General features: G+C 47.2%; 19 protein-coding genes. 5 read left to right on the top strand and 14 right to left on the bottom strand.

Going from position 1 to position 21,572, the window contains the following annotated elements; all coding sequences use genetic code 11:
* Positions 1-38: 38 nt before the first annotated feature.
* The 9 genes from ACYQZ0_RS06710 to ACYQZ0_RS06670 form a co-directional block, all read right to left on the bottom strand.
* The gene (locus ACYQZ0_RS06710) at positions 39-3,287 is read right to left on the bottom strand and encodes an efflux RND transporter permease subunit (protein WP_459775829.1); all 3,249 of its coding nucleotides are present in this window, start codon (positions 3,285-3,287) and stop codon (positions 39-41) included.
* A 4-nt stretch (positions 3,288-3,291) separates the two neighbouring features.
* Positions 3,292-4,416, bottom strand: a complete 1,125-nt coding sequence (locus tag ACYQZ0_RS06705) for an efflux RND transporter periplasmic adaptor subunit (RefSeq protein ID WP_459775828.1) — start codon at positions 4,414-4,416, stop codon at positions 3,292-3,294.
* On the bottom strand, positions 4,413-5,726 hold the full coding sequence (locus ACYQZ0_RS06700) for a TolC family protein (RefSeq protein ID WP_459775827.1): 1,314 nt from the start codon (positions 5,724-5,726) through the stop codon (positions 4,413-4,415). Before ACYQZ0_RS06700 ends, ACYQZ0_RS06705 begins: the two co-directional genes overlap by 4 nt.
* 53 nt (positions 5,727-5,779) lie before the next feature.
* Positions 5,780-7,021, bottom strand: a complete 1,242-nt coding sequence (locus ACYQZ0_RS06695; RefSeq protein ID WP_459775826.1) for an epoxyqueuosine reductase QueH — start codon at positions 7,019-7,021, stop codon at positions 5,780-5,782.
* The gene (locus tag ACYQZ0_RS06690) at positions 7,011-7,418 is read right to left on the bottom strand and encodes a heat shock protein transcriptional repressor HspR (RefSeq protein ID WP_459775825.1); all 408 of its coding nucleotides are present in this window, start codon (positions 7,416-7,418) and stop codon (positions 7,011-7,013) included. The genes ACYQZ0_RS06695 and ACYQZ0_RS06690 overlap by 11 nt, the downstream gene beginning before the upstream one ends.
* A 6-nt stretch (positions 7,419-7,424) precedes the next feature.
* The gene (dnaJ, locus tag ACYQZ0_RS06685) at positions 7,425-8,564 is read right to left on the bottom strand and encodes a molecular chaperone DnaJ (protein ID WP_459775824.1); all 1,140 of its coding nucleotides are present in this window, start codon (positions 8,562-8,564) and stop codon (positions 7,425-7,427) included.
* 66 nt (positions 8,565-8,630) lie between these two features.
* Positions 8,631-9,500: a tRNA pseudouridine(55) synthase TruB gene (gene truB / locus ACYQZ0_RS06680; protein ID WP_459775823.1), complete on the bottom strand. Its 870-nt coding sequence runs from the start codon at positions 9,498-9,500 to the stop codon at positions 8,631-8,633.
* Positions 9,500-10,432: a sigma-70 family RNA polymerase sigma factor gene (locus ACYQZ0_RS06675; protein ID WP_459775822.1), complete on the bottom strand. Its 933-nt coding sequence runs from the start codon at positions 10,430-10,432 to the stop codon at positions 9,500-9,502. Before ACYQZ0_RS06675 ends, truB begins: the two co-directional genes overlap by 1 nt.
* 9 nt (positions 10,433-10,441) lie before the next feature.
* Positions 10,442-11,812, bottom strand: coding sequence for a DegQ family serine endoprotease (locus tag ACYQZ0_RS06670; protein ID WP_459775821.1), 1,371 nt, complete (start codon positions 11,810-11,812; stop codon positions 10,442-10,444).
* Between the two features lie 25 nt (positions 11,813-11,837).
* Between ACYQZ0_RS06670 and ACYQZ0_RS06665 the strand changes: the two genes are divergently transcribed.
* The 5 genes from ACYQZ0_RS06665 to ACYQZ0_RS06645 all read left to right on the top strand — a co-directional run bounded on the left by ACYQZ0_RS06665 (position 11,838) and on the right by ACYQZ0_RS06645 (position 16,680).
* Positions 11,838-12,257: a hypothetical protein gene (locus ACYQZ0_RS06665; RefSeq protein ID WP_459775820.1), complete on the top strand. Its 420-nt coding sequence runs from the start codon at positions 11,838-11,840 to the stop codon at positions 12,255-12,257.
* A 132-nt stretch (positions 12,258-12,389) separates the two neighbouring features.
* A complete protein-coding gene (locus ACYQZ0_RS06660) occupies positions 12,390-13,796 on the top strand; it encodes a cytochrome ubiquinol oxidase subunit I (RefSeq protein WP_459775819.1) in 1,407 nt (468 codons plus the stop codon).
* Positions 13,796-14,896, top strand: coding sequence for a cytochrome d ubiquinol oxidase subunit II (cydB, locus tag ACYQZ0_RS06655; protein WP_459775818.1), 1,101 nt, complete (start codon positions 13,796-13,798; stop codon positions 14,894-14,896). The genes ACYQZ0_RS06660 and cydB overlap by 1 nt, the downstream gene beginning before the upstream one ends.
* A 46-nt stretch (positions 14,897-14,942) precedes the next feature.
* Positions 14,943-15,839: a radical SAM protein gene (locus tag ACYQZ0_RS06650; RefSeq protein ID WP_459775817.1), complete on the top strand. Its 897-nt coding sequence runs from the start codon at positions 14,943-14,945 to the stop codon at positions 15,837-15,839.
* 10 nt (positions 15,840-15,849) lie between these two features.
* Positions 15,850-16,680, top strand: coding sequence for a cytochrome c biogenesis protein CcdA (locus ACYQZ0_RS06645; protein WP_459775816.1), 831 nt, complete (start codon positions 15,850-15,852; stop codon positions 16,678-16,680).
* On the opposite strand, the gene kdsB is transcribed toward ACYQZ0_RS06645, so the two are convergent.
* From kdsB to ACYQZ0_RS06620, 5 genes are read right to left on the bottom strand one after another with little or no spacing between them, the layout of a single operon-like run.
* Positions 16,651-17,370 (bottom strand): 3-deoxy-manno-octulosonate cytidylyltransferase, encoded by a 720-nt coding sequence (kdsB, locus tag ACYQZ0_RS06640; protein WP_459775815.1) that lies wholly within the window; start codon positions 17,368-17,370, stop codon positions 16,651-16,653. The genes ACYQZ0_RS06645 and kdsB overlap by 30 nt on opposite strands.
* Complete coding sequence (locus tag ACYQZ0_RS06635; RefSeq protein WP_459775814.1) at positions 17,367-18,014, bottom strand: hypothetical protein; 648 nt, start codon at positions 18,012-18,014, stop codon at positions 17,367-17,369. Before ACYQZ0_RS06635 ends, kdsB begins: the two co-directional genes overlap by 4 nt.
* A complete protein-coding gene (gene gspD, locus ACYQZ0_RS06630) occupies positions 17,992-19,860 on the bottom strand; it encodes a type II secretion system secretin GspD (RefSeq protein ID WP_459775813.1) in 1,869 nt (622 codons plus the stop codon). Before gspD ends, ACYQZ0_RS06635 begins: the two co-directional genes overlap by 23 nt.
* Positions 19,857-20,288, bottom strand: coding sequence for a hypothetical protein (locus tag ACYQZ0_RS06625; protein WP_459775812.1), 432 nt, complete (start codon positions 20,286-20,288; stop codon positions 19,857-19,859). Before ACYQZ0_RS06625 ends, gspD begins: the two co-directional genes overlap by 4 nt.
* Positions 20,246-21,544 (bottom strand): adenylosuccinate synthase, encoded by a 1,299-nt coding sequence (locus ACYQZ0_RS06620; RefSeq protein ID WP_459775811.1) that lies wholly within the window; start codon positions 21,542-21,544, stop codon positions 20,246-20,248. The genes ACYQZ0_RS06625 and ACYQZ0_RS06620 overlap by 43 nt, the downstream gene beginning before the upstream one ends.
* Between the last annotated feature and the right edge of the window lie 28 nt (positions 21,545-21,572).

The following is a 21,572-nucleotide window of genomic DNA, read 5'->3' as shown; positions in this document are numbered from 1 at the left end:
ATTTAATTATAAAAAAGTTTTTAAAGGAGGAAAAGGCCTTAATCCGCCATTAAATCCCTCTTTATCATCTCGGGTGTGGGACAGGCCTCTGGAGGCATTCTCTTAATCTTTGAGGCGTAATACATTACAGGTATGAGAACGAGAGTTAGAGTCGTTGAGCCGATCGTTCCGAATATGAGGGATATGGCGAGCCCGTTGAAGATGGGGTCAAAGATTATGACGAAAGCACCTATTATGACCGCAGCCGCGGTGAGAAGTATTGGCCTTGTTCTTATTACTCCCGCCTCTACAACCGCAACGTGAACGGGAAGGCCTTCCTTTACCCTCTGTTCTGCGAAATCAACGAGGAGGATTGAGTTCCTGACGATTATACCACCGAGGGCTATGAAACCTATCATTGATGTAGCGGTGAAGAATACGTTGCCCATTATCTTGTCCATAAGCCAGTGTCCCGGAATTATACCGACGAGGGTGAGGGGTATAGGTGCAAGGATTATCCCGGGAATTCTGAAGTCCTTGAACCAACCGAGAACGAGGACGTACATAACGAAAACTGCAACAGCAAAGGCAAGTCCGAGGTCTCTGAACACCTCAAGGGTTATGTGCATCTCCCCGTCCCACTTGATGTAAACCCTGTCCTCCATAACGGGAAGGGACATCCAGAGCTCTCCCACTTCTCCGTAGGGGTTCTTGATGCTGAGTATCTTATCTCTCACGTCCATAATTCCGTAAATGGGAGCCTCCTCTCTTCCCGCGACATCACCTATTACGTATATGACCCTTCTTAAGTTCTTGTGGTAAATGGTTTGTGGAATTGGCCCTTCCTCAACCTCAACAAGCTCTGAAAGGGGAATGAGCTTACCTTCCCTATTTGGTATCTTTACGTTTTTCAGGACTTCGGGAACCCTGAACTTCTCGTCAAGCCTTATGATTATGGGAACGTGTTCGGTGTCCGTCGTCTGCATTATGCCCGCCTGCCATCCTCCTATCAAGGCCTTCACCGTGTAAACGACTTCCTCTTTTGTAAGTCCCGCAAGCTTTACCTTATCCTCCCTCACCTTGAACTTTATCATGGGAGCGGGATACTCAAGGTAAATGCCCTCGTCGGTTATAGCCTTTGAGTCCTTGAATATCTTGAGAACCCTCCAGGCAAACTCTCTCTGTGTCTTCATATCGGGGGCGTAAACCTCAGCAACGATGGGGGAGAGAACGGGAGGTCCGGGAGGAACTTCAACAACCGCGACATACTTAGCGCCGTATTTATTCGCTATCTCGTGAACTTTCGGTCTTATGAGCTTTGCAAACTCGTGGGACTGGAGGTCCCTGTCGTGCTTACCTACGAGGTTAACCTGAATCTCTGCGAGATTTGATGCCTGCCTGAGGTAGTAGTGTCTGACGAGTCCGTTAAAAGTGAAGGGTGCGGCAGTTCCTGCGTAAATCTGGTAATCGGTAACTATTGAGTATCTTCCGACGTAATCCGCTATCTCCTTTGCAACCTTAAGGGTGTCCTCTAAGGTAGTCCCCTCGGGCATATCAAGGACTATCTCAAGCTCCGACTTGTTATCGTAGGGGAGCATCTTAACGAGAACGTGCTTTGTTGCTATCATTCCCACGGAAGCTCCCATAAGTCCGAGGACGAAGAGGTAAAAGAGATACCTCTTTACCTTGCTCGCAAGGAGGGGATACATTATGTGACAGTAAACCTTCCAGAATAATGTCTTCCTTATGTTTATCTCGTGGGCTTCCCTTTCCTTCTTGAGTATGTGATAGGCTGCCCAAGGCGTGACTATGAAGGCAACGAGCAGTGAGAAGAACATCGCAACTGATGCGTTAATAGGAATGGGCCTCATGTAGGGGCCCATCATACCCGTAACGAAGGCCATGGGCATGAGTGCCGCTATAACCGTGAATGTCGCGAGTATCGTTGGGTTTCCTACCTCATCCGTTGCGTGGACTATAGCGTCCCTCGGGGGGAGCTTCTGCATCTCAAACCATCTGTGTATGTTCTCAACGACAACTATCGCGTCGTCAACGAGAATACCTATGGAGAATATCAGGGCAAAGAGGGTAACACGGTTGAGGGTGAATCCGTACATCTCGTTCAGGAAGAGGGCTATGGAGAGGGTTACGGGAACCGCAAGGCCTACAACTATAGCCTCCCTAACTCCCAGAGATACCGCTATAAGTAGAACCACCGAGAAAGTGGCTATGAAGAGGTGTTCAAGGAGTTCCATTGCCTTTTCCTGTGCGGTCTCACCGTAGTTCCTCGTAACCGTTACGTTCACGTCCTTCGGTATTACCTTACCTTTCAGGTGTTCAACGAACTCTATCACCTGTTCAGCAACAATGACAGCGTTCGTTCCCTTTCTCTTTGATACCGCTATCGTGACCGCGGGATAAAGCTCTCCGGGCTTTCCTTCAATTCCCTTATACTCGTGGGCTTCGCCAACACCGAAGAAGACGTAATCCTTTATCTCTGACGGGCCGTCAATTATCGTTGCAACGTCTTTGAGGTATATTACCCTTCCGTCCCTAACTCCTACAACAACGTTCTCAACGTCTTTTACAGACTTGAAGAATATCCCCGTCTTTATGAGATACTCCGTGTTTCCTTTATTTATCTTTCCGCTTATGGCCTGGGCGTTTGCACTCTTGAGTATCTGGGCAACGTAAAGGGGAGATACCCCGTACGCCTCCATCTTCTTCGGGTCAAGGATAACCCTTATCTGTCTCGGCCTTCCACCGATGAGGTAAACGTTTGCTACGTTGTCAATCTTCTTAATCTCGTTCTGGAGTGTTGCCGCAAGCCTCCTTAAAGAATACCAGTCGTAATTCTCACCCCACAGGGTTAGCGTAACTATGGGAACGTCGTCTATGGACATGAGCCGAACGACTGGCGGTAGGATTACCCCTGGGGGTACCATATCAAGGGCGGACATCATCTTTGAATTGAGGTCAACGAGGGCCTTTACGGGGTCCGTTCCGACGTAGAACCTCGCGGTAACTATTCCCATATCGTTGAGAGATGCCGAATAAATATACTCTATGTCCTTCAGCTCCCAGAGCTTCTTCTCAAGGGGGAAGACAACCCTCGCCTCAACCTCCTCGGGGGTCGCACCCGGGTAAGGTATGAAGATATCAATCATCGGAACGACAATCTGGGGCTCTTCCTCCCTCGGAGTGGTAAGAACCGCAAAAAGTCCTAAGGAGAGGGCAACGATTATAAGTATGGGCGTTAGCTTTGAGTCTATAAAGTAGTGGGCGAGTCTTCCCGCAAATCCGTACATCGGATTAACCTCCTACCTTACATCCGTCGCAAGCTTTTTCTATACCCTCAACGATTATCCTCTCACCGGGAGAAAGACCAGCGAGAACCTCGTAATAACCGTTATACTCCCTTCCGAGACGAACGAGCCTGAGCTTTATAATTCCTTCCTTATCAACAACCCAGACACCCGTAAAGTCCCATCTCTTGAAGACCGCACTCTTCGGGATTAATACAGTGGGTTCTTCTATCTTCTCAATCTTGAAAACCTTTGCGAAAAGACCGCTCTTCACCTCGTTGCTGTCTATGAGTGCCTTAACCTTGAAGGTTCTCGTCATAGGGTTAACCGCAGGTTCTACCTCAACAACCTCAGCTATGTAGGTTTTCCTCAGGACTTCAACGTAAACCTCAAGCTTGTCCCCCACCTTTATCTTTCCGAAGTACTTTTCGGGAAACGCTACCTCAACCTTGTATGGCTTTCTCTCAAGAACCGCAAGGGGCATTCCCGGCCTCGCTATATCCCCCTTATCAACGAGTTTGCTTATTACGTGTCCGTCAAAGGGGGCTTTTACCTCAGCGTAAGAGAGCTGGGCTTTTGCAGAGTTGTAGGCTTCCCTTGCCACTTTTATTTCCGCCTTTGCAGCTTCAAGCTGGGCCTTTGCGGCTTTGAACTTTGCCTCAACCTGGTCAAACTCCTGCTGGGTTACCGCTCCCTCTTTGAGGAGTTTCTTGAACCTCTCGTATGTCTTTTTTACGGCCTCGTAATTCGCTTTTGCGGCAAGGTAGTTTTTCTCAGCCTGGTGTATTCTCTGTCTCATTATGTTTACCTGAGCCCTTATATCCCTTGGGTCCACGACAAAGAGGGTCTGCCCCTTCTTTACGAAATCCCCCTCCTTAAACTTCACGTCAATCACGTAACCCATAACCCTCGTTGATATCTCCGCCCTGTCCCCTGCAACTATCGTTCCCGTGTAGGCTATGGGAACCTCTTTCACGACCTTAACGGGTTTTATAACCACACCGCTCACCGTTTTCCTTTCCCTCTTTACCTCCTTTGCCTCTATCTTTTCGTGGAAAACTCCCGCAAGCCAGAGTATCGTCAGGAATATGGGAATGAACAGAAAGACGAAGTATTTCATAAAGGTTCTCATCTCAGTACCTCCTCCTTAAGTATTCCCGCGGAATAAAGAGCCTTAGCGTAGGCTATATTACAATCCCTCAAAGCCTTCACATACTCAAACCTCGCCATATCAAGCTGGGTTTGTGCATCAAGAAGGTCAACCATTCTCGCCATCCCCACCTCGTAGCGTTTCTTTATAACCCTCAGAACCTCCTTAGCCTCCTCCATTCTCCTCTTTGCGGACTCAAGGGACTTCAAAGCGTTCTCGTATTCCGCATAAGATTGTTCTATCTGGAAGTCTATGGCCTTCGCGAGGAGCTTCTTTTTCTCTTGGAGTGCCCTTCTTTGTTCTTCAACGCTCTTTATCTTGTGGAACGTGCTTCCGCCCGTGTTGAACTGCCACTTCACGCCGACGCCTAAGGTGTATCCGTCCCCCTGAGTTCCGAAGGGTGTATCCTTGTCATACATAGAGTAGTTCGCAAAGGCAAACACCTGAGGGAGTATATCCCCAAGAACTGCCCTTCTCGCCTCTTTCAGAACTTTCAGGTAGTAGTTTATAGCTCTGTAGTCCTCCCTTTTCTGGAGTGCTACCTTTTTTAACTCTTCTTTGCTAACCTTCGGGCACGCCTTTATATCCTCAACGTCAAATTCCCCGTAGTCTCTGTTTGTTATTAGCTCAAGGGCTTTCTTTGCAACCTCGTAGTTGTTCCTCGCCTGGGTAAGCTTTTCCTCCGCCTTTGAGAGGTAAACCTTAGCTCTCAGAACGTCCGCAAACAGGGCAACACCGGTCTCGTAAGCTTTCTTTGCAAGTCTCATATGCTCCTCTGCGTCCTTTACGGAAAGCTCCGCAACTTTTACCGCATTTTTTGCAAGAACCGCGTTAGCGTAAGCCTCGTAAACCTTAAGGATTACCTCTTCTTCCTTCCTTCCGTATTCGGTTTTGCTCGCAATCCACTTATACCTGTTTATCTCCTTAAAAGCCCTCAGCTTTCCGCCCATCCATATGGGAACTTCAAGGGTTATCTTCGTCTCAAAGTTATTAACCGCGTCGGGGTCGTTTAACTTATTCGGGGCAAAATCGTTTGGGGTTATCCTTTCCTGGTTCAGCTTAGTGAAGAGAACGTAAGCGGGAATGTTTGTTCTTGAGAAGGTCTCTTCAAGCTTGAGGTTGGGAAACAGAAGAGCCCTCGCGGATTTATACTCATACTCCTTTGACTTCACTTCCCTTTTGTAGGCCTGAAGTTCAAGGTTTCTCTCAAGGGCATCCTCTATAAAAACCTTGAGGGGTATTTCCGCGGAAAAGGCAAATCCGAAAAGAAGTACCAGGAGATATCTTCCCATAGCCACCTCCATCCACGTAATTATATCACGATATTAGAATATTCTAATATCCTTTATCCCCACTCAAGTATCAGCTCAACATCCCTTCCGAGGTAATCCCTTATAAACCTGCTTCCGCTCCTCCCGAGGCTTTCCGCTCCGAGTAGGGCTACCGCCAAGCTTCTCTTTTTTATTCTTTCAAGGTTTTCCTCAATAAATCCGAGAACTTTATCCTTTTCCACCCCCCTTCCGTCCTGAAGGGTATCCGCGGGTATTCCGAGAAGCTCCTCCGCTTCAGGATTTCCAATTATTAATACCTCGCTCTTTTCGGGCATGAACTCCGTTTTCAGGGTTGCGGTTATCTTTTCGGAAAGGAGCTTTTTCTTGTATTCATAGGGAACTATGAATGTGGGATTCACGAGCGTTGTCGCCTCCCTTAAGGGTAAATCCCCGAAGGGTTTTTTAAGGATTATCCTCACATTCTGTTTATTCAGAAAGAGCTTATCCCCGTTTACGTGTTCAACTCTTCCCTTCGCAATCCCTCTGATGGGAGCGGAATAGGGGAGAACGTAAGAGGGTATCACTTCCTTGTTTACCTCAATCTTCCCTTCAAGAACTTTCCAGTTGAGGAAGGGAAACTCATACTCCCTTACGGGAAGACCGAGAGTTTCAGCCTCAAGCCTTATCTCCTTTATGAATAAGCGTTCCTCCTTTGAGCCGGGCCTTCTTCCCCGAAAGCTCACCAGGTCCCACTGAACGGGTGTGTCCTTCTGCTTGAAGAGTCCGTATATGCAACCGCAGTAATCCTGCTGGTATATATCCCTCTCCTTCGATAGCCTGAACATCTCCTGGGTTCCGCCACCCTTCCTGTAGTCAAGGGCAAGAAACTTCACGTTAGTTCCCTTGGTGGCTTCCTCTCCAGCCCTCTTCAGCTGGGGAATGCTCTTTTTAGGACTCATAAGGAGCGTAGTCGTGAGATACTCGCATCCGAGCTCCTGAGCAACTTTTACGGACCTCGTCAATCTGTGGTCAAAGCATATGGTACACCTCTTTCCCCTCTCTGGCTCGTCCTCGTATCCTTTCACCTTCTCAAGCCACTCTTCAACGTCGTACTCGCCTTCTATCAGCTTTATCCCAAGCTCCCTGCATATCCTCTCGGTTTCTATATACCTGAGCTTATACTCCTCGTAGGGGTGTATGTTTGGGTCATAAAAGTATCCGATTATCTCACTTTCGGGAAACTCCTCCCGAAGCTTCTTTATAAAGTAAATGGCATCGGGAGCACAGCAGATGTGAACGAGTATCTTACTTCTCATCTTTCTCCTTCTGCTTTGCGACGAGTATCTCTTCAAGCTTTACAACCTTCGTTTTGGGAACCTTAACTATGGCCTTCTGGTATGCCTCTCCCTGGAGTTTTGATAGCTCGTTCTGGATGAACTCCATCAGCTGGTCTATCTGTTTCTGCATCTCCTCTATCTGCTGTTTCAGGTTGAGGATTATGTCCACACCCGCGAGGTTTACCCCGAGCTCCCTCGTGAGGAAGAGAATAAACTCAAGTCTCTCAAGGTCCTCATCCGTGTAGAGTCTCGTGTTTCCTTCGGTTCTTGAGGGCTTTAAAAGACCTTCCCTTTCATAGAGTCTTAAGGTTTGCGGGTGTATGTTATACATCTTTGCAACGACACCTATCGTGTAATAGGCCTTCCTCTTTCTCATGGCTAATCACCCCCTTTGAACAACCCTTTCGGGCTTAGGTAAGACTTCCTGAAGCTGTTTGAGAAGCTCTTCCGCCTTCTTTCCGTCCCCAAGAATTTTACTAAAGACGTTATACTTGGGAACGTCAATGTGAACCCTCACGTACATATCCCCCCTTCCCGAGCCCTTGAGTTTCGGCATGCCCTTTCCGGGAATTCTTATGAGGTCTCCTTCCTTCGTTCCGGGCGGTATCTTTACCTTCACCTTTTCCCCGTCTATTGTGGGAACTTCTATTTCCGTCCCGAGAACAGCTTCGGGGAAGGTTATATTAACGTCAACGTATAGGTCGTCCCCCTTCCTCTCAAAGATTTTGTGAGGCTTCACCTTAACGAGGATATAGAGGTTTCCGGGTATTCCCCCGTTTCTTCCAGCGTGTCCCTTTCCTTCAACAACGAGCTTTGAGCCGTCCCTCACTCCGGGCGGAATCTTAACCTTTATGGTTTCTTTTCTTCTTACCGTTCCCCTTCCTGCACAGCTTCTACACTCCTCAGCTATCCTTCCCTCTCCTCCGCAGGTGGGGCATGTCTGCCTTACCTGTATGAACCAGTTTCCTTGAACGACCTCACCCCTTCCGCCGCAGGTGGGACAGGTTCTTTCCGTCCTCGTGTCGTATCCCGTTCCCTCACAAACTTCACAGGGGACTTCCCTTTCAACCTCTATGGGAACGGTTGTTCCTCTAAAGGCTTCCTCAAGGGTTATCTCAACGGGAACGACTATATCCTCTCCCCTTATCGCTCTCCTTCTCGTTCTTCTTCTTCTTCCCGTTGCACGCTCAAATATCGTTTCAAAGTCAAAAGGTGTTCCCTCAAAGAACTCTCTCAGTATCTCCTCTATTGGGGGTATGTTCGTCTCTACCCTTTGCTGTGCCCCCGCTCCCTCAAAGGCTGCGTGTCCGTACATATCGTATAGCTTTCTCTTTTCGGGGTCAGAAAGAACCTGGTATGCCTCGTTTATCTCCTTGAACTTCTCCTCACACTCTGGTTTCTTGCATATATCGGGGTGATACTTTCTAACAAGTCTCCTGTAAGCTTTCTTTATCTCCTCCTGTGAAGCGTTCCTCGGTACACCAAGAATTTCGTAATAATCCTTCTTCGTAGAAGAAGCCATAACCGAACCTCCGTAATCCAGGAATTATAACTTAAAGGTTGAGTGTATTATTGTCAAGTTCTGAAATCATTTTTTTACTAACAAACGCTTAGGTTTTAAAACTCTACCTTGAAGCTCACCAATTCCTATAAACCTTCCGTTATCATATATCTTTACAAGACCGTTATAAGGTTCTCCCTCTATAAGGACGCTCTGACCATTAAGAATTCTGCCCGCAAGGAAGCTGTTTAACCTCACCTCGGGAATGAACCTGAGAACGCTCTCAACGGGGATTATATACTCTTCGGGGTTTGGAGCGCTCAGAAATTCCTCTAAACTTACCGCTTCCTCCACCGATATGCCGTCTATTTTTGTTCTTCTTAAATCCTTCACGTAAGCCCCTATCCCGAGTTTATCCCCTATATCCTTTGCGAGGCTCCTCACGTATCCCCCGGAGGATATCTCTGTTATGAGCTCCGCCTCCTTCTCTTCGGGATTACAGGACACAAGCTCGAGCTTGTAAACGGTCACCTTCACGGGCTTTAGCTCTACCTTTTCCCCCTTTCTTGCAAGCTCGTAAGCCCTTTTTCCCTTAACTTTCTTGGCGGAGAAGGGGGGAGGCTTTTGGGGAATCTCCCCCCTGAACTCCTTGAGAATTTCCTTCAACCTTTCGCAGTCAAGTTCTCCCTCGTAAGTTTTTACAACCTTTCCTTCCGCGTCGTATGTATCCGTTTCCGCTCCGAACTTTAAGGTAAAAACGTATGTCTTGGGAAGATTCGTCAAAAATTGTGCGAAGCGGGTAGCTTCATTTATTAATAGAATGAGGAGTCCCGTTGCTATCGGGTCAAGGGTTCCCGTATGCCCTACCTTTTTAGCTCTGAGCTTTCTCTTTACCTTTTCTACAACTTTTGTTGAGGTTATGCCTTTTGGTTTGTCAATTAAGAGGGCCCCATCCATCAGCTCAGGAAGTCCTTAAGGTGTTTCTTCATTGCGAGGCTCCTGAGCTTTCTGAGGGCTCTTGTTTCAAGCTGTCTCACCCTTTCCCTTGAGAGTCCCAGAATTTCCCCAATCTCTCTCAGCGTCTTCGGCTCGTTGCCCTTCAGTCCGAACCTCAGCTCTATAACCTTCCTCTCCTTGTCGGTGAGCTTGCTCAGAAGGTCGTCAATCTCCTTTTGGATAACCTCCTGGATAACCTTTTCCTCCACTTCCGCTGTTCCGTGTTTGCTTAAAAAGTCTATAAAGAAGGTGTCCTCATTTTCTCCCACAGGTGCGTCGAGGGATAGGGGAACCCTGCAGACCTGAAGGTACTTCTCAACCTCCTCGGGTGATACCTTATAACCTTCCTTCTTGAAGCGTTCCTCTATCTCCTCTTCCGTGGGCTTCCTCCCGAGCTCTTTCTCGAGCTCCTTGGCAATTATCTGTTTTGAGAGCTCCTCCGCTATCTCCTCGGGTGTGGGTTCCCTCTCAAGCCTCTTTGATAGCTCCCCGTATACGTGGGAAATCCTGTTTATTATGTGGGATTGCTTGAGGGGTATTCTCACAGCGCCCGTTTGTTGGGAGAGTGCCTGCATTATAGCCTGTCTAATCCACCACACCGCATAGGATATGAACTTGACACCCCTGTCGGGGTCAAATCTTTTAGCAGCTTCGAGGAGACCAAGATTTCCAGCAGCGATAAGCTCGGAGAAGGGGAGTCCGTATCCTATATACTGCTTTGCGACGCTCACGACAAACCTGAGGTTTGATTCAACGAGTTTCTTTAAGGCTTCTTTGTCTCCCTGCTTTGCCCTTCTTGCGAGCTCCTTCTCCTCTTCCGGTGTGAGAAGTGGTATCTTAGAAATCCTCTTCAAGTATTGATTTATAAGCTCTTGTTCGGAGTCTGGAATCATACTCACCCCTCACTCTAAGTCCAGGGTAATAAATATATTTGCACCACCCCTTCTTACAAGGAGTAAGGCCTTACTCTTTCCTTCTTCCCTTAGCCTGTTTATTACCGCGTAAAACTCCCTTACGTTTCTCACGGGATAGTTATTCACCTTAAGTATTATATCACCGGGCTGAAGACCGCTGTATTCAGCGGGGGAGTCGGAGTATATACCCTCAACTATAACTCCGTAGGGAATACCGAACTCTTCCCTTTCCCTCGGTGTGAGGTCTCTCAGTATAAGACCGAGGTTCTCGGGTGTTGCTTTGCCTACTCTTTTGCCTCCCTCTTCGGGAAACTCACCGACTACCGCTTTAAGATTTATCTTCTTTCCGTTCCTTATTACCGTTATCGTTATCTCGGTTCCCGGTCTTATCTTCATTATCGTGAACTGGAGGTCCCTCGCGTCCCTTATCTTCTTTCCGTTAACTGCGACTATAACGTCCCCAACTTTAAGACCTGCTTTCTCGGCAGGACTTCCTTTAACCACCTGTGAAACTATCACACCTTCCCTTACGCCCAGGGCTTCAACCATATCGGGTGTTATGTCCTGGATTACGACACCGAGCCATCCCCTTATAACCCTTCCGTGCTGTATTATCTGTTCCATAACCCACTTTGCGAGATTTATGGGAATTGCGAAACCGAGCCCCTGAGCACCGGCTATTATTGCGGTGTTAATTCCTATCACTTCCCCCTCTATGTTTACGAGGGGACCTCCGGAGTTCCCGGGATTTATCGCCGCATCGGTCTGGATAAAGCTCTCATACTGGGTTATGCCTATGCTCCTTCTCAGTGCTGATATTACGCCCATCGTTACGGTTCTCTCAAGCCCGAAAGGATTTCCTATCGCAAAAACTACCTGCCCTACTTTGAGCTTGCTTGAGTCTCCAAGCTTTGCAACCCTGTCCTCTATATCCTTTATACCTTCCGAGGATATTTTTACGACCGCTATATCCGTCTTCGTATCAATCCCCACTATTTCCCCTTTCTTTTCGGTATGTCTGTCAAGTTTCACGATTATTCTTACAGCATCTTTTACAACGTGAGCGTTCGTAAGTATGTATGCAACTTTTTTTCCCTCCTCATACTTCACTATCACACCGCTTCCTATCGCCCTTTCCTTTCTCTTATAGGGTCTGTTAAACTTGAAGGGAAAGTCAAAGTCAAAGGGAAACTCGGGTATGGGGAAGTAAGTTTTTTCTTCCTTAACGACGAATATCGTCACGACGGATGGGGAGACCTTTTCAACGAGCTTCGTTATTTCATCTTGAAGGTCTTCAAGGACGCTACCGAAGGAGAAGGCTATTATCAGGATTGTTGATAAAAGAAATTTCCTAACCATAAGGTTAATTGTATCATTTAGACTAATGGGAAAAATTGTTGAGTTTCCTTTTGGGGATGAACCTAAAAAGGAGGAGAGAAAAGGGCCCCAGCCGCTGACCGAGAAGGACTTTGAAGAGCTACTCAAACCATTCTCGGAAGGCTTAAAGAAACTATACCCTTCACAGGTAAAGGAAGTAAAAGGAGTAATAGGTCTGGGAGAGAAGAACGGGAATGAGAAGTTTGTTGCAGGCCTTCTCATATGGGAAAGCTATAAGCACCCTTACCCCATCGTATCAAGCTTCATAGCGGTCTTCAAGAATAACAACCTTGAGAAGGTTTCCTTTCTTGAGGCTAAAAATAACTACTGGGACTGGAAACTTCTTCTAAAAACCTATAAGGACAGGTTTAATACCGAGGAGATTTTTAAAGGTCTTCAGGAACTAAAGAAGAACTTTACAGTGTAATCTCTTTCTTTTAACATCTCGTTTTTGTAAGTTTATATTAACTTACTGACTTAAATCATAATACACTCATTTCAGCAAGGAATTAAAATTATACTTTAGTTAGAACTTTCTAACCTTGATGGAGGTAAGGGAATGGATGCGGTTCTTCTTGCAAGGATACAGTTTGCACTAACCGCCATGTATCACTTTTTATTCGTTCCCATAACCCTTGGTTTATCCGTTCTTCTCGCCATTTTCTGGACAAAGTGGGCTATGGAGGAAGACGACGAGAAGCATATCCTTTACGAGAGAATCGGTAAGTTCTGGACCACGCTCTTTGCGATAAACTTCGCCGCGGGGGTCGTTACGGGGATAGTTCTTGAGTTTGAGTTCGGAACCAACTGGTCCGAATACTCAAAAACAGTCGGGGATATATTCGGAGCACCCCTTGCGATAGAGGCTATATTCGCCTTCTTCCTTGAGTCCGTCTTCCTCGGAGTTCTGCTTTTCGGAAGGGAGAGGGTTAGCCCCAAGTTTTACGCATTCTCCGCCTGGATGGTAGCCCTCGGAACGAATCTCTCCGCCCTCTGGATACTCGTTGCAAACTCCTGGCAACAGACTCCAAAGGGCTTTTACATAGAGAACGGGGTTGCGAGGCTTGAGAGCTTCCTTGAAGCGGTGATTAATTACTCAACACCCTTCAGGTTTGCCCATATGTTCCTTGCGGGATTGATTACGGGAGCTATTTTCGTCGCGGGAATTTCCGCCTATTACATACTCAGAAGGAAACACCTTGACGTTGCGAAAGAGTCCTTCAGGATAGCGGTAACCCTCGGTATGGTTGCATCTCTTCTCCAGATAATAGCGGGAGACCTTCACGGATACCAGGTTGCGAGAACTCAGCCCCTCAAGCTCGCTATGATGGAAAACAAGTGGGAGACGGAAGCGGGAGCGGGTCTTGAGATTGTTCCCGGCATTGAGATTCCGAAGCTCCTCAGCATACTCGCATACCACAGCCCCGACGCAAAGGTTTACGGCATTCACGACCTCGTTAAAACCTACCAGAAGATAGCGAAAGGGGAAGAGGTGAAGGAGGACGAGCTTCCCGAACTCTGGCTTGACCCGAGGCAGTTCTCGGGAAGAATGTCCCTTTACATAACCGAGGAGGACCTCCCTCCCACATGGATACCCTTCTGGAGCTTAAGGGGAATGGTTTTCCTCGGATTCTTCTTCGCCTTCATAACAACCTGGGGATTCTTTTCAACCATACAGAACAGACTTGAAGACAGGAAGACCCTTCTCAAGCTCTTCATAATTTCCATACCACTGCCTATAATTGCGAACATTCTCGGGTGGATAGTTGCGGAAGTGGGAAGACAGCCCTGGGTGGTTTACTACATTCTCCAGACAAAGCACGCAGCTTCTCCCCTTCCCGCGGGTCAGATACTCACATCAATAATCCTATTTACGCTCATATACAGCTTTGTTTTTGCCCTTTTTGTGGGCTTAATGGTTTACAAGGTTAAGAAAGGTCCTGAAACCCCAGAGGAGGTGGCATGATGGAGCTCCTTCCCGTTGTTTGGTTCATACTAATAGGCTTTATTGTCGCTATGTATGCGGTTCTTGACGGCTTTGACCTGGGAGCGGGAATAGTTTATCCCTTTATTTCTAAAACCGAAGAAGACAAGAGGTATATTCTGAACGCCATAGGGCCCGTATGGGACGCAAACGAGGTGTGGTTAATCCTCGCCGGAGGTGCTCTCTTTGCAGCGTTCCCCGTGGCTTACGCAACCCTCTTCAGCGGTCTATACATTCCCTTCATTCTCATACTCTTTATGCTTATCCTGAGGGCTATAGGACTTGAATACAGGGGGAAGATGCCGACACTCTTTCTGAGAAATATGATGGACGGATTTTTCGTCTTCGGAAGCTTCGGAGCCACATTCCTTTTCGGTCTTACGCTCGGGAACGTCATAAAGGGGCTTCCCGTCAAGCTTATTGAGAAAGACCTTTACGGGGAGACCGTGAAAACCTACATGCTTTGTGCGGACAAGGACTGTTCCTATACGGGAATTCTCATAAACATTCTTGACCCCTATGCTCTCTTTATAGCCCTTCTTACCCTCAGCTTCGTAGCCATGCACGGCTCCATATACATAGCTATGACCACGAGCGGGGAGCTTTCCGAGAGGGCATCAAGCTTTGCGAAAAAACTCTGGTTTGATACTACTATTCTTTACCTTATAGTTCACGTTCTTACGATGATTTACCACCCTCAGCTCATTCAGAACTTCTTTATAAGGCTCTTCATATTCCCCGTTCTTCCCATAGTAATAGTGGGATACCTTACGGTAATAATTGCCCTAAATAAGAAACGCTTCTCCCTTGCCTTTTGGTCCTCCTCGGTAACCATTCTCGGATTCATAGCGATGGCTTTCGTGAGCATATTCCCCACCCTCGTTCCCTCCATATACGACGAGAACCCCTTCAGGAATCCCGTAAACTCCCTTACCGTTTACAACTCCGCCTCTTCGGAAACCACGTTAAAGGTTATGCTGATAGTCGCGCTTATAGGTGTTCCTTTAGTTCTCACTTACAAGTTCTTCGTTTACAAGATATTCTGGGGTAAGGTAAAACTGCCGGAAGAAGGGGGATACTGAGCTTCCCCCTTGACCTTTTTTCTTTACGTTTATTTCTTAAATCCCTATGAAGTATCCTTCTTACCTCTCTCTTTACGAGAGCGGGGAGCTTGAGAGGAGGGTTGAGAAAGCCCTTGAGATGCTAAGAGAGTGCAGGGTTTGCCCACATAACTGCAAGGTCAACAGGCTTGAGGACGAAAGGGGGTTCTGCAAGGTCGGGAGATACGTCGTCGTTTCCGACTACTTTCCCCACTTCGGTGAGGAGTTTCCCATAAGGGGATACAGAGGAAGCGGAACGATTTTCTTCGGATACTGCAATATGAGGTGCGTATACTGCCAGAACTACGATGTGAGCCACCTCGGTAAGGGAAGGATAATGACCCCCGAGGACCTCGCGGATGCTATGCTTGAGCTCCAGGAATACGGGTGCCATAACATAAACCTCGTCACACCCTCCCACGTCGTTCCCCAGATACTTGAAGCTCTTCTCATAGCTGTTGAAAAGGGACTCAGAATTCCCATAGTTTACAACACCTCCTCTTATGACTCCCTGGAGACTATAAAGCTCCTTGAGGGCATCGTTGATATATATCTCGCGGACCTAAAATACCTTAACGAGTATTACGGAAGGAAGTACTCAAAGGTTAAGAAATACCCGGAAGTTGCGAAGGAAGTTATAAGGGAGATGTACAGGCAGGTGGGGAACCTCAAGGTTGATGAGAGGGGCATAGCGGTGAGGGGACTCTTGATAAGACACCTCGTCCTTCCAAACGACATATCAACCACAAAGGAGGTTATGGATTTCTTGAGAAGTATAGACGATAAACTTGCGGTTAACGTTATGAAGCAGTACTTTCCCTACTACAAGGCCTGGGATTACCCGGAGCTCTCCAGGAGAATAACGGAAAAGGAATACAGGAAAGCCCTTGAGGAAGCCAAGGGATTTAACCTCGTTTTAGATTAAAATTCAAATTATGGAAGTTACCTTTATAAGTGCCTTCATAGCGGGGCTCCTTTCCTTTCTCTCCCCCTGCGTTCTTCCCGTTATACCCGCTTACCTTTCTTATATCTCCGGTGTTAGCGTTGCGGAGATTGAAAAGTCCCAGAAGTTTAATATAAAGATTTTCCTGTCCGCTGTTTATTTCGTCCTCGGTTTTACCCTCGTCTTTACTGGTCTCGGTGCGAGTGCGACCTTTATAGGTCAGCTACTTCACGATTACCAGGACTGGGTTATAAGGGTGGGAAGCGGTCTCGTTATATTCTTCGGCCTCCACTTCTCGGGACTGTTCCTCTGGAGGAACTTCCTAAAAGCCTACTTAAGTGCCGGCTTCATTCCCGTAGCCTTATACCTCCTGAACTTTATAAACATGGAGGAGCTTTTTAACCTCCTCTTTGCCTACGCTATAGTTCTTATCCTTTATTTCCTGAAGGTTCACGAGTATTTATACAGACAGCTGAAGATAGAGGCTAAAACTGAGCTCTCTTACGCTGGGGCTTTTCTTATGGGTGTGGTTTTTGCCTTCGGGTGGAGTCCATGCATAGGTCCCGTTCTCGGTTCTATACTCTTTCTCGCATCCCAGCAGGAAACAGCCTCCCAGGGAGCTCTCCTACTCTTCATATACTCCCTGGGGCTCGGAATACCCTTTATTCTTGCCGGGCTTTTGTTTGGCCTGTTCCTCAACTTCGTAAAGAGCTTCTCAAGGTTCTTTAAATACGTTGAGATAGCGGGAGGTATTCTCCTCATAAGCCTCGGAATACTCCTCGCCCTTGATAAGCTATCGCTCCTTGCCAACATAACCTTTTAGCTTCTCCTCAACTATTTTTATGTCTTCTTCCGTATCAACCCCGTGGTAGTAGTTATCCGTTATAAGAACCTTTATCCTCACCCCCTCCTCAAGGAGTCGCAGCTGTTCAAGACCTTCTATCTCCTCAAGCCTTCCCCTTTCCATGCTTCCGAATCTCAGGAGTGTTTCCCTCCTGAAGCCGTATATGCCGACGTGCTTCAAGGGATAAAAGCTGTCCTCCTTCCTGAAGTAAGGTATGGGTGAACGGGAGAAGTAAAGGGCATAACCTCTTTTATCAAGAACGACCTTAACGTCCTCGGGTCTTGTGTAGGCTTCCTTATCCCTAACCGCAAGGGTTACGACCTCCTCCCCTTTCTCAAGGGAATTGAATATCCTTTGTATATCCTCCCTGTAAGCGAAGGGCTCGTCTCCCTGGTAGTTTATCACGAGCTCCGCTTCATAATCCCTTACAACGTGTAAAACCCTGTCGCTTCCGGAGGGAAGGTCCGATGGAGTTAAAACAACCTCGCATAAATCCTCAACCGCTTCCTTAACCCTTTCGCTGTCCGTTGCGAGTATAACCCGTTCTCCCGTCTTTTTAAGGTTCTGTATCACCCACCTGATTAAAGGTTTCCCGAGGATTCTTCTTAAGGGCTTTTCCTTCAGCCTCGTTGAGCCTATCCTTGCTGGAACGACTATAACCCTCCTCATCTCACGCTCACCCTCAGGTTCTTTAAATTCCCGTAAACCTTCAAGTTTATACCACTTCCCCTAAAGTTCCCGTCTATACGGGAAAGAAGAATGTTCTTCCTATTGAGTTTAATCGTTCCGCTTCCCTTTAGCTCCATGCCTCCGTAAAGTATTGTTCCTTCAAACCTCACACCTCTGAAGTTAAGAATAACACTGTCAATGTTAAAGCCCTGAGCCTTCAGGCCTTTTAGCTCAAGCTTTCCCCTTATGTCCTTATTTAAAACTACGTTTCCCCTGATTTCCTCCAAATCCTTAAAACATCCGTATACGTCCGAGGAAAAATTTATCTCACCCGAAGGGTAAAGCTTTAACTCTATTTTCCTACCCTTACACGAGAGGTTAATAAGGAGATAAAAAGGTTTTAGCTCAAGCTTTCCAACGTCAAAATTGAAAACCTCTTTATTTGAGTAAAAAACCCTTCCCCTGTTTAGGATAACGTTGAAATAGCCTTCATAAACCTTTTCGGAAATCAGAAAAATCTTATATCTTTCAAGAAGCTTATCAATGAAGATAAACTTAGGGAATGTAAAAAACAAAAATAAAACTAAGCTTAATAAAAAAACGATAATTGAGAGAAGAGCGTTAAATAAGGTCCTCTTCCTCATCGGGCATTACCTTTATCTCTTTTTTCTTTTTTTTCTTCTTTGTTTCCTTCATCAATTTTTCCGCAAGCTTTTTATGGGCCTCCGTTATCTTTGAAAGCTCGTCGGGTGAGGTAATCACGTAAGGTGTGAGGAATATAAAGAGGCTCGTTCGGTCCTTTTCGTCCCTGTCATATCTGAAAAGTCTTCCCACAAGGGGTACGTCCCCGAGTCCCGGGACCTTCTCAACGCTTTTTAGACTCTTTCTGCTTATGAGTCCCCCTATAACTACTGTCTTTCCACTCTCAATAACGACGTCCGAGTTTAACTCCCTGTTTGAGGTTATGGGAACGGTGTAGTTAACGCCCGAAACCTCGTTCGTAAGGTATCCCGTTATCTCCTGGAGCTTGAGGTCTATAACGAGTCTCACGGTGTTTCCCGTAATCCTCGGTGTTATGTTCAGCTCAAGCCCCACATCCTTGTAGTCGTATGTAATTATTGGATTTCCGTTAACGTCGTATTTTATCCCCGTAGGAAATGGAACTACCTGCCCAACCTTAATGGTTGCCTCCTGATTGTCAAGGGTTAAAATCTTGGGATTTGATACGACCTTAAAGCCCGTTCCCTGCTCAAGGAGTGAGAATAGGAAAACGAGGTCGGGAAAGAAGAAGTCTATACCGCCTATGCTCACGGTCGTTCCCGCTTTTGAGAAGGCACCCAGTATGAACTGGCCCGACTTGAAAGCGTTGTAAACGTCCTGAAGGGATGAGCCCTTGAAAGCCGCACCCCCGTGGGTTCCGAGAATCTGCCACCTTATCCCGCTCTCAAGAATGCTCTTTGCGGACGCCTCAACGACCGTTGCGGTAAGGAGGAGCTGTTTCCTCCTCCTGTCAAGCTCCTTTATGAAGGACTTTACGGCCTCATACTCCCCCTTAGTTGCGAAGAGTATAAGGGAGTTCGTTCTCTTGTCTATACCTATCTTCATACCGCTTCTCAGGGATATGGGCTGAAGGCTTCCCTTCTTGCCCTTTGGTTTTACCGAGGTCGGCTTTACACCCTGAAAGAGGGATTTAAGGCTCTCGTAGAGCTCTTCCGCGGATATGTAATTAAGGGGAATGATGTAAAAGCTTCTTTCGGATTCCGCGGTTTCAGGTGTGTCTATCTTCTTTACTATATCTTTCAGAACCTCGTGAATTTCCCTGTGGGCGTAAACCGCAAGAACGCCGAGCTCGTCAACAGCTCCGAAAACGGTAGGCTCCCCGTATTTCTTGTTTGAGTACGTGGAAAAGGGATTAAGAAGCCTTTGGAGGTAAGAGGGCTTTACGTATTTGAGCGTGTAAACCCTTACCTCACCTCCCGCTCCCTTTCCGTCAAGGGCTTTCAGTATCCTCCTTATTTTCTTCACCGATTCCCCGTAGTCGGTAATAACAACCGTGTTTGACTGGGTGTGAAAGGCTATCCTCCCGTAGGGGGAGAGGAAGGGTCTCAGCGTTCCGACAACCTGAGAGGCGTTTACGTTCCTGAGCTTGTAAACTATGGTGACGAGCTCCCCGTCCTTCGGAATCTTCACGCTCGTGAAGGGAACACCCTGATTCGTGGGAACTATCTTTATGGTATCTCCTTCGGTTATCACCGCATAACCCTGGGGTGCGAGGGCCTGGGAGAAAAGCTCAAGGGCTTCCTTTTCGCTAACCTCCTTGTTTGATATGAGTATTATCTTTCCCTTCACCCTCGGGTCTATTATTACGTTCTTCTTGAGTAGCTTTCCCAGTTGAACCGCTACGGTTTTTATATCAACCTCGTCAAAGTTGAGAATAACCCCTCCGAAGGAAAACCAGAAGGCGAGTATAAGGAGAAAGAACACCCTCATACCACGTCCCCTTCCCTGGGAAGGAAGAGAAGAACTCCCGCAGTGCTTAGCATATAACCGAGTATAACGCTCTGGATGTGTCCCGCAAACATGAAAAATAGGTATCCGAGGAAGTAGGGGAGCGTAATAAGGGCGTAGCTCCAGAAGTATCTCCTCATGGCGATATACCCCCAGTAATCCCCCTCAGCCTTCACGGGAAGGAATAGCTTCCTCACGAGGAAGGAAACCGCGTAAGAGAAGATAGCGGATATAACCTGAGCGGTTATGACATAGCGAACGAGTTCGGGAACGACGGGCATCTTAAAGTAAGGATACAGGATAAAGGCACCCACGAGGAGGAGCGTGTAGCCGAATATAACCGAGTATGCGAACTGCCTCGCCCTTTTTATGAATAACTTCTTTTTGTCTTGAGTATTTCCCTCAGCCATACGAACTCTTCCCTTTTTGGCCCCGTAGAGAGCATTATAACGGGAACTCCCGTGAACTCCTCAATAAGTCTTATATACTCCCTCGCACCTTCCGGCAGCTCGCTTATATTCCTTATCCCCTTAGTATTCTTCTTCCATCCCTTTAAGGTTTTGTAAACGGGCTTTACCCTGCTTATATCGGTGTAGGATGCGGGGAAGTAGTCTATTACCTTTCCGTCAAGCTCGTAGGCAACGCACACCTTTATCTCCTCAAAGGAGTCAAGAACGTCAAGCTTGGTTATTATTAGAGCATCAAGCCCGTTGACCTCAACCGCATACCTGAGGGCTACAAGGTCAAGCCATCCGCACCTTCTCGGTCTTCCCGTCGTTGAGCCGTATTCTCCCCCCAGTTCTCTCAACCTCTCTCCGAGTTCTCCTTTAAGCTCCGTAGGGAATGGACCCTCTCCCACTCTTGTGAGGTAAGCCTTTGCAACGCCGACTAGGTAAGCGTCCGAAAAATACTTGGGGGATAAACCCGTTCCGTTTGAAAGCCCAAGAGCTGAGGAGTTTGAGGAGGTAACGTAGGGATAAGTTCCCATGTCTATGTCAAGAAGCGTTCCCTGAGCCCCCTCAAAGAGGACGCTCTTTTCAGTCCTTGTGAGGAACCTGAAAACGTCCTTTACGTTCTCCTTTATCTCGTTAAATATGCTGAGCTGTTTCTCGTAAATCTCCTTAACGTCAAGCTCAAACTTCTCACAGAAAACCTTCTCGCATATATTCTTGACGAAGTCTATGTTTTCCTCAAGGAGGCTGTAAAATCTCTTCTCGTCGTATAAATCCGAAATCCTTATACCCTTCCTTCCGTATTTGAACATGTAAGCGGGACCTATACCCCTTAACGTGGTTCCTATCCCCCTCTTTTTCTCAAATAAAGCGTCAAGAACCTTGTGGTAGGGCATAACGAGGTGAACCCTGTCGCTTATGACGAGCCTCTCCTTAACGGGAAGTCCCTTCCTTTCAAGCTCTTCTATCTCCTCCTTTAAAACCTCAAGGTCTACGACCATTCCCTGAGCTATCACGCCTATCACGTGCTCGTGGAGTATGCCCGTGGGAAGGAGGTGAAGTATGAACTTCTCCCCGTTTACAACTACTGTATGCCCCGCGTTGCTTCCCCCCTGATACCTTACGGTTATATCGTAATGCTCCGACAGGAGGTCAACGATTTTTCCCTTACCTTCATCACCCCACTGGGCACCCAAGATAACCAGCTTATCCATTCACAAACCCCGAATAAAAGATTATAAA

The sequence above is a fragment of the Aquifex pyrophilus genome, from assembly GCF_054656935.1.
This window is presented reverse-complemented; position numbering and strand designations above follow the sequence as displayed.